Raw genomic sequence first — 13,073 nt, 5'->3', positions numbered from 1 at the left:
TCACACTCCCTTTAACGTATTCACGTGGCGGGAAAAATCTTCATGGACTTCCTCGCTCAGCGTGTTAACCGAGATATTGCCGTTTTCATCAATGATGATGCGCTCACCTTCAGCGATTGAGTCGTTGATATCCTGACGGGTCATGATCTGCAAAAACTTCTCGGGACTGGCAAAGACCGACTTAACAAATTTAAACATGGCGATCCACTTATTGGCCTGAAAATTGAAGTATGTGACCGAATCCACACTCTCGCCTGTTTAATTTCGGGTGAAATTTCTTAAAATCAATTAATTAGCGAAGCGGTAGTCACCTTGCCCATGCCGTTTTCCGCTGAAATCTTCAACGTAACCAGCAGCATGGCGTAGCAGCATCGTATTTTTACCGTGCAGATCTGCAACGACGTCTGGTCGCCTCTCTGCCAGGAAGCGCTAAGCTCATTGGTTAGCCGCTTTCTGTCACCCTGTCTGAAACGCATCGAGGAAGGTTTGCATGAAACTACGAACACTGGGCCGTACCGGTCAGCGCGTCTCCGAAATTGGCTTTGGCGCATGGGCCATTGGCGGAACCTGGGGGGAAGTGAGCATGGAGGATGCCAAAGCCGCGCTGAATGCTGCGCTGGATGCGGGCATTACCTTTATTGATACCGCCGATGTCTATGGCGATGGCCGTTCCGAAAAAATCATCGCAGAGGTGCTGAATCAGCGCGGCGGTGAACGTCCGTTTGTCGCCACCAAGCTGGGGCGTCGCCTCTCGTCACATGTGGCTGAAGGTTACAATGCTGAAAACCTCAACGCCTTTATTGACCGTTCACGCGAGAACCTGCAAACCGACACGCTGGATTTAGTGCAGCTGCATTGCCCGCCGACCGAGGTCTACTACAACCCGGACGTCTTTGCGGTGATGGATGAGATGGTCGCTGCCGGAAAAATCCGTCACTACGGTGTCTCCGTTGAGAAAGTTGAAGAAGGTCTGAAGGCGCTGGAGTTTCCTAACGTCTCGTCAATTCAGCTGATCTACAACATTTTCCGCCAGCGTCCGGCTGAACTGCTGCTGCGTGAAGCGAAACGCCGTGATGTGGCGATCATCGCCCGTGTACCGCTGGCGTCGGGCCTGCTGACCGGCAAAATGCGTGCCGACAGCGTATTTGCCGCTGACGATCACCGCGCCTTTAACCGTAATGGCGAAGCGTTCGATAAAGGCGAGACCTTTTCCGGCGTACCTTATGAGGTGGCGCTGGAGGCGGTTGAAGAGATTCGCCGCTTTGTCACTGGCGACACCACCATGGCGATGTTTGCCCTTCGCTGGATCCTGATGAACGAAGATGTCAGCGTAGTGATCCCTGGCGCGAAAAACCGCGAACAGGCTGAAGCCAATGCCCGCGCCAGCGATGTCGATGCGCTCTCTGCAGATACCATGGCGGCGCTGAAGCAGATCTATCAGGAGAAGATCGCGCCTCATGTGCATCAGCGCTGGTAAGTGCCTTACAACGCCTGGGCGCAGGCCCAGGCGGAACTCCACGCCCACTGGAAGTTATAGCCGCCCAGCCAGCCGGTGACATCAGCCACTTCACCAATAAAGTAAAGTCCCGGCACCGCACACGCCTCCATCGTTTTCGAGGAGAGCTGTGTGGTATCCACGCCGCCCAGCGTCACTTCAGCAGTTCGATATCCCTCGGTACCGTTTGGCTGAATGCGCCAGGCGTGCAGCGTCTGCGCCAGCTCGGTTTGCTGTTTGCTGTTAAGCTGCTTCAGAGTGATATCCGGCACCACCTTCAGCGCCTGTAATACTTCCACCAGACGCTTCGGCAGGATTTTCGCCAGGCTGTTCTTCAGGCTGAGATTCGGGTGTGCTTCACGCTGCGCCGTCAGAAACGCCTCAAGCGGCGTGGCAGGCGACAGATCGATGGTGACGAATTCTCCGGGTAGCCAGTAGCTGGAGATTTGTAACACCGCCGGGCCGGAGAGGCCGCGGTGGGTAAACAGCATCGCCTCTTTGAAGCGGGTGCCATCCTGCGCATCGATAGTGGTCTCCAGCGCGACGCCTGACAGCGTCTGCAACTGCTCCAGCAGCGGCTTGTGCAGGGTAAAGGGCACCAGCGCCGCCCGCGTCGGAAAGACGCTCAGCCCGAACTGCTCCGCTATTTTATAGCCAAACGGCGTGGCGCCCAGGCCTGGCATCGACAGACCGCCGCTGGCGATGACCAGCTTCTCCGCCTGAACCGTGCTGCCGTTAAGTTGCAGGGTATAGCCGCTTTCATCGCGCGCCACGCTGAGCACTTCACTGCGCAGCCGCAGGGTGACATTGCCCTTGTCACATTCGGCCAGCAGCAGATCGACAATCTGCTGGGCGGAGTCGTCGCAGAAGAGCTGGCCCAGGGTTTTCTCGTGCCAGGCGATGCCGTGGCGATTAACCAGATCGATAAAATCCCACTGGGTATAACGCGCCAGCGCCGATTTACAGAAATGAGGATTGTGCGACAGATACGCCGCCGGTTCGGTGTAGAGATTGGTGAAGTTGCAGCGGCCACCGCCAGACATCAGAATTTTACGTCCCGGCTTTTTGCCGTTATCCAGCAGTAACACGCGGCGTCCCCGCTGCCCGGCCTGGGCGGCGCAGAACAGCCCTGCGGCACCGGCACCAATGATGATAACGTCAAACTGTTCCACTACGACTCGCTCACTTAACTGGAAAGGCGCAGATTGTAGTGATCTGCTCACTGAGACGCCAGCGTCAAAAAAATGCCGCAAATGTGTCATATTGTATCTGTCTAATATCTAACCCTTTTTCTCTGAGTTACCCTTACGCCTTACATCGAAAGGTTAAATTAGCGCTATATTTTCCTTTCCCATACAGCACGTTGTCGCGGATAATGCGCCGCGTTCATGTCCTCCAAAAATGGCGTAACGTTTATGCTACATCTGTTTGCTGGTCTAGACCTCAGTACTAGCCTGTTATTGGTTCTTGCCCTGCTGTTTGTATTGTTTTACGAAGCGATCAACGGTTTCCACGACACGGCCAACGCAGTTGCGACGGTCATCTATACGCGTGCCATGCGTGCCCAGCTTGCTGTGGTCATGGCGGGTGTATTTAACTTCCTTGGCGTGCTGCTCGGTGGATTGAGTGTCGCTTACGCTATTGTTCATATGCTTCCCACCGATCTGTTGTTAAATGTTGGATCGGCTCACGGTCTCGCCATGGTGTTTTCTATGCTGCTGGCGGCGATTATCTGGAACCTCGGCACCTGGTATCTCGGTCTGCCGGCCTCCAGCTCCCATACGCTGATCGGCGCCATTATCGGTATCGGTCTGACCAACGCCCTGATGAGCGGAACCTCGGTGGTTGATGCGCTCAACATCCCGAAAGTGCTGAACATCTTCCTTTCTCTGATCCTGTCGCCGATTGTCGGCCTGGTGATGGCGGGCGGCTTAATCTTTATACTGCGTCGCTACTGGAGCAATACCAAAAAGCGTGCGCGTATTCATATGACGCCTGCTGACCGAGAGAAGATCGACGGCAAGAAAAAACCGCCGTTCTGGACCCGTATCGCCCTGATTGTTTCGGCAATTGGCGTGAGTTACTCCCACGGTGCGAATGACGGTCAGAAAGGGATCGGCCTGATCATGCTGGTCCTGATTGGCGTGGCACCTGCTGGTTTCGTGGTGAATATGAATGCCTCCGGTTACGACATCACGCGAACCCGCGATGCGGTCAATCACCTGGAGCAGTATTATCAGCAGCATAACGCTTCGCTGACCCACATCATCCAGATGGCACCGCCTAAGCTGCCCACGCCGGAAGAAGTGCCAGCAACCAGCCCGCAGGAGTTCCACTGTGACAGCGCGCGCGCATTACAGGCGGTACAGGGTGCGCAGGTGTTGCTGAATAACCTGCAGAGCTACGATCAGCTGACGGTTGATCAGCGCGGTCAGATGCGTCGTCTGCTGCTGTGTATCTCCGATACCGCTGATAAAGCGGCTCGTCTGCAGGAAACCTCGCCAGATGACAAACGCTTCCTCAATAAGCTGAAAAGCGACCTGCTTGGCACCATCGAGTATGCGCCTATCTGGATTATTGTGGCCGTCGCGCTGGCGCTGGGCATCGGCACCATGATTGGCTGGCGTCGTGTTGCCACCACCATTGGTGAGAAGATTGGTAAAAAAGGCATGACCTATGCGCAGGGAATGTCAGCACAGGTGACAGCAGCGCTGTCGATTGGTGTCGCCAGCTATACCGGCATGCCCGTCTCCACCACGCATATCCTCTCTTCATCGGTTGCCGGTACCATGCTGGTCGACGGTGGCGGGCTGCAGAGCCGGACCATCAAGAACATCGCCATGGCGTGGATCTTCACCCTGCCGGTCTGTATTCTGCTGTCAGGTTCGCTCTACTGGATTGCCTTAAAACTGGTGTGATGCCAGCAAAAAAAAGGGCGACGCAGGTCGCCCTTTTTTAATGCCAGATCGCCAGCGCCACCAGACTGATGACCACCAGTCCGCACAGCGCACTGGTCAGCATAAACTGCCCCCGCACCCGCTCGCAGCGCCGGATAAACTCATCGTCATGATGATCAAGATAGCGCTTTGCCCAGATATAAGTGACCAGCCGCACCTGCTTGCTCGGCTGACCATGAGAGGTGAAAAAACCCGCCCCATCGACATACTGATACAGCAGCGGATCACAACCGCGTAAGACCGCCAGCAGAGCGCGCAGAGATGAAAAATAGCGCGCCATATTCACGATACACACCACGCAAAGCGCCCAAAAAAGCGCAATAGTGCTGATCATATTCTCCCCCTCCCGGCTGGAATCGCAGCAACAGGCCCAGCGTCAGACACTGAGTCCACCTGCAGAAATAACCAGCCACTGAATCACCGGACTGCGAAAGTTTTTCGACCCCCTGAGCGGTTGCGAATCGGACCGCCTTTTTTCAGTGTAGGAGAAATCTTTACATTTTTTCCAACGATGATTTTCGTTCAGCGCGAGTAAATCTGGCATAGCCTTGATCTTATTCATAAGCCAGGCGGCAACGGCAGCATTTACAGTGGGAGAAGGCTATACTGAGGACATAACAACATCATCACCTGCAATGCAGGTAGACACTTTGGTGGCGCTCATCGCCCGCTCGCGCAAGGGATTTCGCTAAGCTGTGACGCGGCAGGAACACCGGATGCCATCCTTAACCTCGTGAAAGGAGTTTTATCATGGCTTATAAACATATCCTGATTGCAGTAGACCTTTCTCCCGAAAGCCAGTTGCTGGTGGATAAGGCCGTCTCGCTGGCTCGTCCGTACGATGCCAGAATTTCCCTGATTCACGTTGATGTCAATTACTCCGACCTCTACACCGGCCTGATTGATGTCAACTTAGGGGATATGCAGAAGCGTATCTCTGAAGAGACGCATGCGGCGCTGAAAGGGTTGTCAGATGCGGCGGGCTACCCGATCAGTGAGACGCTGAGCGGCAGTGGCGACCTCGGCCAGGTACTGGTTGACGCGATCAGAAAATATGACGTTGACCTTGTAGTATGTGGTCATCATCAGGATTTCTGGAGCAAGCTGATGTCCTCAGCCCGTCAGCTGATCAACACCGTGCATATCGACATGCTGATTGTGCCGCTGCGCGATGAAGACGAGGCGTAATTTCGCCGTATAAATGATTAAAGCCGGCGCAGAGCCGGCTTTTTTATGCTTTAAAGCGGTGGGTAAATATCAAAGCGATGGCTTTTGGTTACCACGGCCGCCTGCGTCACAATACCCGCCAGCGGCGGTGCATAGTCTGGCCGTTTAACCACGATGCGTTTCTTCGCCAGCCGGCGAGCGGGTTCCAGTAATGCGTCAGCATCTTCATCCGGCCCCACCAGCGACTGAAACACCCGCATCTCCTTTTTCACCAGCGCACTTTTCTGGCGATGGGGATACATCGGATCGAGATAGACCACATCCGGCGGCGGCGTGATATCCCCCAGCGCCTGCGCGCTGGCCGCATGAATCAGCGTCAGCCGATCGCGCAGCCAGGGGCCAATTTCCGCATCCTGATACCCGCGCTGCAATCCATCTTCCAGCAGCGCAGCGACAACAGGATGGCGCTCCAGCATTCGCACCCGGCAGCCCAGCGCCGCCAGTACAAACGCATCACGTCCCAGCCCGGCGGTGGCATCGACCACATCCGGCAGATAACCGCCTTTGATGCCGACCGCTTTGGCGACGGCTTCGCCGCGTCCACCGCCGAAGCGACGGCGATGGGCCATCGCGCCAGTGACGAAATCAACAAAAATGCCGCCCAGCTTTGGCTCATCACGCTTGCGCAGTTCAAGGTGCGTTGGGGTCTGCACCAGCGCCAGCAGTGCGTCTTCATCGTGCTCCAGCTGCCAGCGCTGCGCTAAACGTGATAAGGCGCCGTCTCCGGCGCCTGATTCATCGAGCAAACAGATTTTCACGAACCGACTTATCCCTGAATGCCGTAATGTTCCAGCATCGCATCGAGCTTCGGTTCACGGCCACGGAAGCGTTTGAACAGTTCCATCGGCTCTTCAGAACCGCCACGGGTCAGGATGTTATCCAGGAAGGACTGACCGGTTTCACGGTTGAAGATGCCCTCTTCCTCGAAGCGGGAGTAAGCATCCGCCGCCAGCACGTCTGCCCACAGATAGCTGTAGTAACCCGCCGCATAGCCACCGGCAAAGATGTGGCTGAAAGCGTGCGGGAAACGGCCCCATTCCGGACCCGGAACCACTGCCACGCGGCTTTTCACTTCGCGCAGGGTTTCCAGAATCTGTGCGCCTTTCTCCGGATTAAACTCGGTATGCAGGCGGAAATCGAACAGGCCGAACTCCAGCTGACGCAGGATAAACAGCGCAGCCTGATAGTTCTTCGCCGCCAGCATTTTATCCAGCAGCTCTTTCGGCAGCGGTTCGCCGGTTTCAAAGTGGCCCGAGATAAAGGCAAGCGCATCCGGTTCCCAGCACCAGTTCTCCATGAACTGGCTTGGCAGTTCCACTGCATCCCATGGCACACCGCTGATACCGGAGACGCCAGGCGCTTCGATACGGGTCAGCATGTGATGCAGGCCGTGACCAAACTCATGGAACAGGGTGATCACTTCGTCATGGGTGAACAGCGCAGGTTTGCCTTTCACCGGACGGTTAAAGTTACAGGTCAGGTAGGCAACCGGCTTCTGCAGGCTGCCATCGGCTTTACGCATCTGGCCGACGCAGTCATCCATCCAGGCACCGCCACGTTTATGTTCGCGGGCGTAGAGATCGAGATAGAAGCTGCCGCGCAGTTCGCCGGTTTCATCGAACAGATCGAAGAACTTCACGTCAGGATGATAAACCTCAACGTCGTTACGCTGCTTCGCCGTGATGCCGTAAATGCGTTTCACCACTTCAAACAGACCGGCGACCGCACGCTCTTCCGGGAAATAAGGGCGCAGTTGCTCATCGCTGATGGTGTAGAGATGCTGCTTCTGCTTTTCACCGTAATAGGTGAGATCCCACGGATTAAGCTCGGTCACGCCGTGCTCTTTACGGGCAAAAGCGCGCAGCTGCTCCAGCTCTTTTTCACCCTGCGGACGGGCGCGTTCCGCAAGGTCATTAAGGAAGTCGATTACCTGGGACGGGCTTTGCGCCATTTTGGTCGCCAGCGATTTATCGGCGTAGGAGTCGAAGCCCAGCAGCTGTGCCAGCTCATGACGCAGCGCCAGCTCTTCCGCCATGATTGGGCCGTTATCCCACTTACCGGCGTTCGGACCCTGATCGGAGGCGCGCGTCGCATAGGCGCGATACATCTCTTCACGCAGCGCAGCGTTGTCGCAGTAGGTCATGACCGGCAGATAGCTTGGGATATCCAGCGTCAGCAGCCAGCCTTCCTGCTCTTTGGCTTCAGCCTGTGCTTTAGCCGCCGCCAGCGCGCTTTCCGGCATACCGGCCAGCTCGCTTTCATCGGTAATCAGCTTGCTCCAGCCCATGGTGGCATCGAGCACATTGTTGCTGTAAGCCGAACCCAGCTCAGAGAGGCGCGCGGCGATTTCGCCGTAGCGCTGCTGTTTATCTTTTGGCAGGCCGATACCGGAGAGTTCGAAATCACGCAGGGCATTATCGACCGCTTTCTTCTGCGCCAGATCCAGTGCAGCGTACTGATCGCCCTCTTTCAGGTTGCGATACGCCTGATAGAGCCCTTCATGCTGACCAACCCAGGTGCTGTATTCAGAGAGCAGCGGCAGCGTCTGCTCATAGGCTTCACGCAGCTCCGGGCTGTTTTTCACCGCATTAAGGTGGCTGACCGGTGAGAAGATACGGCTCAGGCGATCGTCAGTTTCCGCCAGCGGCTGAACCAGATTATCCCAGGTATACGGCGCACCCTGCGCCACGACTTTTTCGACTTCTGCGCGACAGTGGCTCAGCACTTCCGTCACGGCAGGCACCACATGTTCAGGCTTAATGGCAGAAAAAGGGGGTAGCGTAAAAGATGTCAGTAGCGGATTGGTCATAGCGCAGTCCTTTATAGATGTATGGGGCGCAGCGGGTCGCGCAACGCAATCTAAGTAACATGCGGCTTAGTGTAGCGAAAATCAATGGCAGCCAGGATGAGGTGGGGAAGAAACGCGCGAATAGCAGCACGGAAGATGCACGCTTTTATCTCATGCACGTAATGCTGGCTGGCGCGTCGGGGAGGATTTGCGGTCGCTTTCCGTGACTGCGTGCCGGGAACCACACGCCCCGCCCTGAGCGGCTCGCGGTAATCCCGATTTGTTATCACGCTTCTGGCCCATCAACAGGTCATCCCTGATATAATCGCGGATTCTCATGCTTTTCCTGCGTCGGTTGCTGTGCGTCGTTCTGTGGGTAATACGTGAGGTAATAATTGGTATAAATTGATTTTCCATCAATTAAAACCTTATACATTCAACAGGATAAACAATGCTGAGTTATCGCCATAGCTTCCATGCTGGCAACCACGCCGACGTGCTGAAGCACACCGTTCTGAGCCTGATCATCACGGCGCTGAAAGAGAAAGAGAAACCGTTTTTCTACCTGGATACCCATGCGGGCGCAGGCCGTTATCAGCTTAGCGGCGAGCACGCCGAGCGTACCGGTGAATATCTGGAAGGCATCTCACGTATCTGGCAGCAGCCCGATGCGCCGGAATTGCTGCAACCCTATTTTGATGCGATTCGTGCGCTGAACCGCAGCGGCACGCTGCGCTACTATCCGGGTTCGCCGCTAATTGCCCGCCATCTGCTGCGTGAAGATGACAAACTGCAACTCACTGAGCTGCACTCCAGCGACTATCCGCTGCTGCGTAACGAATTCAGCAAAGATGACCGCGCCCGCGTCGATCGTGCCGACGGTTATCAGCAGTTAAAATCGAAACTGCCACCGCCGTCACGTCGCGGTCTGGTGCTGATCGATCCGCCGTATGAGATGAAAAGCGACTACCAGGCAGTGGTGAAAGGGATTCAGGAAGGCCATAAACGTTTTGGCACCGGCGTCTTTGCGTTGTGGTATCCGGTGGTTTTACGCCAGCAGATCAAACATATGCTGCGCGACCTGGAAGCGACCGGCATTCGCAATATTCTGCAAATCGAACTGGCGGCCCGTCCGGACAGCGATCAGCGCGGCATGACCGCCTCCGGCATGATCGTGATTAACCCGCCGTGGAAGCTGGCCCAGCAGATGAATACCCTGCTGCCGTGGCTGCACCAGAAACTGGTTCCGACGGGTACCGGCCACTACGCGGTTAACCAGATCGTACCCGAATAACTCTCTTTGTCTTCTACGCTGCTCACTACCGGTGCGGCGGCGTTGTACCAGGTCTTTACCATGTGGATCATACTGGCTGGCGCGCTGGCCGCGCTGCAACCGGCCCGACGGCTGGCATTATTATTACTGGCGCTCGCCACACTGCTGGGTTTTTATCAGGACGTGTTAGCGTGGCCGGTGCTCCTGCTGTTTACCGGCACCGCCGCTGTGGTGGCACTCCGTATTTATGACCGTGACCATCATCGACGACAAATAGTGACCGAAGCGCTGCTGGTGCTGATCGCCATCGGGTTGCTCCTCCATCTTTTTCCAGGCTTTAATAATCCCCTTAAGGCAGAGGATGTGCAGGCCGGACCGCGCAGCGTGCCTTTCAGCTTCGGGTTTAACTTCGATAAAGCGCTTATTCCTTTTGTACTGCTGGCCTGCCTGCCGACGCTGTTTCGCGCGCCTGCCACGCCACCACGCTATCGACTACCCGCCGCACTGGCGCTGATCGCCGCCATTCCGCTGCTGCTGTACTCCGCGCTATTATTGGGCGGATTAGCGTTTGAGCAACATACGCCGGACTGGCTGGGCCCATTTATTCTCGCCAACCTGTTCTTTGTTTCGCTGGCGGAAGAGGCCCTGTTTCGTGGCTATCTGCAGCAACGATTAAAGCAGGTAGTGGGCGGCATCCCGGCACTGTTACTGAGCGCGCTGCTGTTTGGTCTGGTGCATCTGAGCGGCGGCCTGTTGCTGGTGATCTTCGCCACCCTGGCCGGGCTGTTATATGGGCTGGCGTGGCACTGGAGCGGCCGCTTATGGCTGGCGACCGCCCTGCATTTTGGCCTTAACCTGACCCATCTGCTGTTTTTCACTTATCCCGCACTGCATCATTAGAGGTTAAAAACCGCCAGATCCCAGGCCAGCTCGGTGCAGGGAAAAATCGTCTGGCACTCCGCCAGCAGGCGGTTCATGTCTTTTGCCAGATAGCGTGAACTGAAATGGGTGGCGATCAGGCGTTTTGCCCCGGCGCGTTTTGCCACTTCGGCGGCCTGCAGTGTGGTGGAGTGCCCGCGCCCGTTGGCTTTTTCTACCATCGCGGCCTCCAGCGTGGTTTCATGCACCATCACATCAACATTGGCCGCCAGTTGCAGCGCGACCTCAGTAGGTGCCGTATCGCCAAAGATGGCCAGCGTTTTGCCGGGTGTCGCGGGGCCAAGATAGTCAGCACCGTTGATTACCCGCCCATCTTCCAGCGTCACGCATTCACCCTGCTTCAGCTGCTGAAACCACGGGCCGCGTGGCACCCCTTCCGCTTTCAGCCGGGCGGCATCCAGCAGGCCGGGTTTGTCATGCTGTTCAATGCGATAGCCAAAACACTCCACCGGATGGCTCAGCGGCCAGGCGCTGATACGAAACTCACCGTCGTCCAGCGTCCAGCCCGCCTCAATCTCAACGATGGTCAGCGGGTAGTCGGTGTAAGAGCCGCTGATCGACAGCGCCGTCTCAACAAAGGTCTTTAATCCCCTGGGGCCATAGACCGTCATCGGTGTGGTCAGCCCGGCCATTGACCGGCTGGTGAGTAATCCCGGCAGCCCGAAAATATGATCGCCATGCAGATGGGTGATAAAAATCTTATCCAGCTTGCCCGGTTTGAGGCTGGAGCGCATAAACTGTAATTGTGTGCCTTCCCCGCAGTCGAACAGCCAGGTTTCACCACTCAGCGCACGGGTAAAAGCAATAGACGTGACGTTACGTTGCAGGCTGGGAGCACCGCCGCCGGTGCCGAGAAAAGTAAGGTGCATGGTATGCTTCCCTGTAAGCGAGTGAAAAAACAGAACCCTATTACAATCATAGGCGCAAACTTTGCGTCATTTCGACCCGCAGCGTTACACTCAACCCCAATTTTTTATGCAACCGGATGGATACTTCAATGACCCGACATTTCGACTATCTCGCCATTGGCGGCGGCAGTGGCGGCATCGCCTCAATTAACCGTGCGGCTATGTATGGCCAGAAATGTGCCCTGATTGAAGCGAAAGAGCTGGGCGGCACCTGCGTGAACGTGGGCTGCGTGCCGAAGAAAATCATGTGGCATGCCGCGCAAATCGCCGAAGCGATCCATCTCTACGGACCGGATTATGGCTTCGACACCACCGTGAATCGCTTCGACTGGGCCACACTGGTGAAAAACCGCAGCGCCTACATCGATCGCATCCACAACTCCTATGACAACGTGCTGGGTAAAAACAAAGTCGAAGTGATCAAAGGCTTTGCCCGCTTTGTCGATGCGCACAGCGTTGAAGTCAACGGCGAGATTATCACCGCTAACCATATTCTGATCGCCACCGGCGGTCGTCCGGTCCACCCTTCTATTCCGGGTGCAGAGTACGGCATTGATTCCGACGGTTTCTTTGAGCTGGACGCGCTGCCAAAACGCACTGCGGTCATTGGCGCAGGCTACATTGCGGTTGAGCTGGCTGGCGTGGTTAACGCGCTGGGTTCAGAAACGCATCTGTTCGTCCGTAAACACGCGCCGCTGCGCAGCTTCGATCCGCTGCTCACCGAAACGCTGGTCGAAGTGATGAACAGCGAAGGCCCGGCGCTGCATACCGAATCTATTCCAAAAGCTGTGATTAAAAACGGCGATGGTAGCCTGACGCTGCAGCTGGAAAACGGCAGCGAATATACCGTGGATTGCCTGGTCTGGGCGATTGGCCGTGAGCCCGCCAACGATACCCTGAATATTGACGCCGCTGGCGTCGCGCTGGACGACAAAGGCTATATCAAAGTCGATAAATTCCAGAACACCAATGTGTCAGGCATCTACGCCGTGGGCGACAACACCGGTGCGGTTGAGCTGACGCCGGTTGCGGTCGCGGCGGGCCGTCGTCTCTCTGAGCGTCTGTTTAACAACAAACCGGACGAGCATCTGGATTACAGCAATATTCCGACGGTGGTGTTCAGTCATCCGCCGATTGGTACCGTGGGACTGACCGAGCCGCAGGCACGGGAACAGTATGGCGACGACCAGGTGAAGGTTTATAAATCGTCATTTACCGCCATGTACACTGCGGTAACCCAGCATCGTCAGCCGTGTCGCATGAAGCTGGTCTGTGTGGGTGCAGATGAGAAGATTGTCGGCATTCACGGTATCGGATTCGGCATGGATGAGATGCTGCAGGGCTTCGCTGTGGCACTGAAAATGGGTGCCACCAAGAAAGACTTCGATAACACTGTCGCGATCCACCCAACCGCAGCGGAAGAGTTTGTGACGATGCGTTAATTCCCCGAACAAAATACTATTGGGAAAAACTGGTCATCAGGGCC

At 56.1% G+C, this 13,073-nt stretch carries 13 protein-coding genes; 6 read left to right on the top strand and 7 right to left on the bottom strand.

The window, feature by feature from the left end:
- Positions 1 to 198: a hypothetical protein gene (locus AFL22_RS02820; RefSeq protein ID WP_033773307.1), complete on the bottom strand. Its 198-nt coding sequence runs from the start codon at positions 196 to 198 to the stop codon at positions 1 to 3.
- Positions 199 to 490: 292 nt separating this feature from the next.
- Here AFL22_RS02820 and AFL22_RS02815 point away from each other — a divergent pair, with 292 nt between their 5' ends.
- Positions 491 to 1,477, top strand: a complete 987-nt coding sequence (locus AFL22_RS02815; RefSeq protein ID WP_052270757.1) for an aldo/keto reductase — start codon at positions 491 to 493, stop codon at positions 1,475 to 1,477.
- A gap of 5 nt (positions 1,478 to 1,482) precedes the next feature.
- Here the strand turns inward: AFL22_RS02815 and AFL22_RS02810 are convergent, their stop codons facing one another.
- Entirely contained in the window at positions 1,483 to 2,667 is a 1,185-nt protein-coding gene (locus AFL22_RS02810; RefSeq protein ID WP_072123800.1) for an NAD(P)/FAD-dependent oxidoreductase, read from the bottom strand.
- A gap of 243 nt (positions 2,668 to 2,910) precedes the next feature.
- On the opposite strand from AFL22_RS02810, the gene pitA reads away from it, so the two are divergent.
- On the top strand, positions 2,911 to 4,413 hold the full coding sequence (gene pitA / locus AFL22_RS02805; RefSeq protein WP_010253391.1) for an inorganic phosphate transporter PitA: 1,503 nt from the start codon (positions 2,911 to 2,913) through the stop codon (positions 4,411 to 4,413).
- A gap of 37 nt (positions 4,414 to 4,450) precedes the next feature.
- On the opposite strand, the gene uspB is transcribed toward pitA, so the two are convergent.
- Entirely contained in the window at positions 4,451 to 4,786 is a 336-nt protein-coding gene (gene uspB, locus AFL22_RS02800; RefSeq protein ID WP_010253393.1) for a universal stress protein UspB, read from the bottom strand.
- Positions 4,787 to 5,202: 416 nt separating this feature from the next.
- Between uspB and uspA the strand changes: the two genes are divergently transcribed.
- A complete protein-coding gene (gene uspA, locus AFL22_RS02795; protein WP_010253396.1) occupies positions 5,203 to 5,640 on the top strand; it encodes a universal stress protein UspA in 438 nt (145 codons plus the stop codon).
- 50 nt (positions 5,641 to 5,690) lie between these two features.
- Here the strand turns inward: uspA and rsmJ are convergent, their stop codons facing one another.
- The 3 genes from rsmJ to AFL22_RS23920 form a co-directional block, all read right to left on the bottom strand.
- On the bottom strand, positions 5,691 to 6,437 hold the full coding sequence (gene rsmJ, locus AFL22_RS02790; protein WP_010253398.1) for a 16S rRNA (guanine(1516)-N(2))-methyltransferase RsmJ: 747 nt from the start codon (positions 6,435 to 6,437) through the stop codon (positions 5,691 to 5,693).
- A gap of 8 nt (positions 6,438 to 6,445) precedes the next feature.
- Complete coding sequence (gene prlC / locus AFL22_RS02785; protein ID WP_010253402.1) at positions 6,446 to 8,488, bottom strand: oligopeptidase A; 2,043 nt, start codon at positions 8,486 to 8,488, stop codon at positions 6,446 to 6,448.
- Positions 8,489 to 8,638: 150 nt separating this feature from the next.
- Positions 8,639 to 8,806: a hypothetical protein gene (locus tag AFL22_RS23920; RefSeq protein ID WP_156311573.1), complete on the bottom strand. Its 168-nt coding sequence runs from the start codon at positions 8,804 to 8,806 to the stop codon at positions 8,639 to 8,641.
- 112 nt (positions 8,807 to 8,918) lie between these two features.
- On the opposite strand from AFL22_RS23920, the gene AFL22_RS02775 reads away from it, so the two are divergent.
- Positions 8,919 to 9,761, top strand: a complete 843-nt coding sequence (locus AFL22_RS02775) for a 23S rRNA (adenine(2030)-N(6))-methyltransferase RlmJ (RefSeq protein ID WP_033780945.1) — start codon at positions 8,919 to 8,921, stop codon at positions 9,759 to 9,761.
- A gap of 60 nt (positions 9,762 to 9,821) precedes the next feature.
- Positions 9,822 to 10,640, top strand: a complete 819-nt coding sequence (locus AFL22_RS02770; RefSeq protein ID WP_052270756.1) for a CPBP family intramembrane glutamic endopeptidase — start codon at positions 9,822 to 9,824, stop codon at positions 10,638 to 10,640.
- Here AFL22_RS02770 and rnz read toward each other — a convergent pair.
- Positions 10,637 to 11,548: a ribonuclease Z gene (gene rnz, locus AFL22_RS02765; RefSeq protein ID WP_022623987.1), complete on the bottom strand. Its 912-nt coding sequence runs from the start codon at positions 11,546 to 11,548 to the stop codon at positions 10,637 to 10,639. The genes AFL22_RS02770 and rnz overlap by 4 nt on opposite strands.
- A gap of 128 nt (positions 11,549 to 11,676) precedes the next feature.
- Between rnz and gorA the strand changes: the two genes are divergently transcribed.
- Positions 11,677 to 13,029, top strand: coding sequence for a glutathione-disulfide reductase (gene gorA, locus AFL22_RS02760; protein WP_052270755.1), 1,353 nt, complete (start codon positions 11,677 to 11,679; stop codon positions 13,027 to 13,029).
- Positions 13,030 to 13,073: the final 44 nt, after the last annotated feature.

The sequence above is a fragment of the Pantoea sp. CFSAN033090 genome, assembly GCF_001264395.1.
Classification (GTDB): domain Bacteria; phylum Pseudomonadota; class Gammaproteobacteria; order Enterobacterales; family Enterobacteriaceae; genus Pantoea; species Pantoea agglomerans.
Note: the sequence above shows the minus strand (reverse complement) of the source record. Positions and strands in the feature narration are given on the sequence as shown.

Coding starts and splice junctions, on each gene's coding strand:
- AFL22_RS02820 (WP_033773307.1), bottom strand. CDS start 198: ATGTTTAAATTTGTTAAGTCGGTCTTTGCCAGTCCCGAGAAGTTTTTG.
- AFL22_RS02815 (WP_052270757.1), top strand. CDS start 491: ATGAAACTACGAACACTGGGCCGTACCGGTCAGCGCGTCTCCGAAATT.
- pitA (WP_010253391.1), top strand. CDS start 2,911: ATGCTACATCTGTTTGCTGGTCTAGACCTCAGTACTAGCCTGTTATTG.
- uspB (WP_010253393.1), bottom strand. CDS start 4,786: ATGATCAGCACTATTGCGCTTTTTTGGGCGCTTTGCGTGGTGTGTATC.
- uspA (WP_010253396.1), top strand. CDS start 5,203: ATGGCTTATAAACATATCCTGATTGCAGTAGACCTTTCTCCCGAAAGC.
- prlC (WP_010253402.1), bottom strand. CDS start 8,488: ATGACCAATCCGCTACTGACATCTTTTACGCTACCCCCTTTTTCTGCC.
- AFL22_RS23920 (WP_156311573.1), bottom strand. CDS start 8,806: ATGAGAATCCGCGATTATATCAGGGATGACCTGTTGATGGGCCAGAAG.
- AFL22_RS02775 (WP_033780945.1), top strand. CDS start 8,919: ATGCTGAGTTATCGCCATAGCTTCCATGCTGGCAACCACGCCGACGTG.
- AFL22_RS02770 (WP_052270756.1), top strand. CDS start 9,822: ATGTGGATCATACTGGCTGGCGCGCTGGCCGCGCTGCAACCGGCCCGA.
- rnz (WP_022623987.1), bottom strand. CDS start 11,548: ATGCACCTTACTTTTCTCGGCACCGGCGGCGGTGCTCCCAGCCTGCAA.
- gorA (WP_052270755.1), top strand. CDS start 11,677: ATGACCCGACATTTCGACTATCTCGCCATTGGCGGCGGCAGTGGCGGC.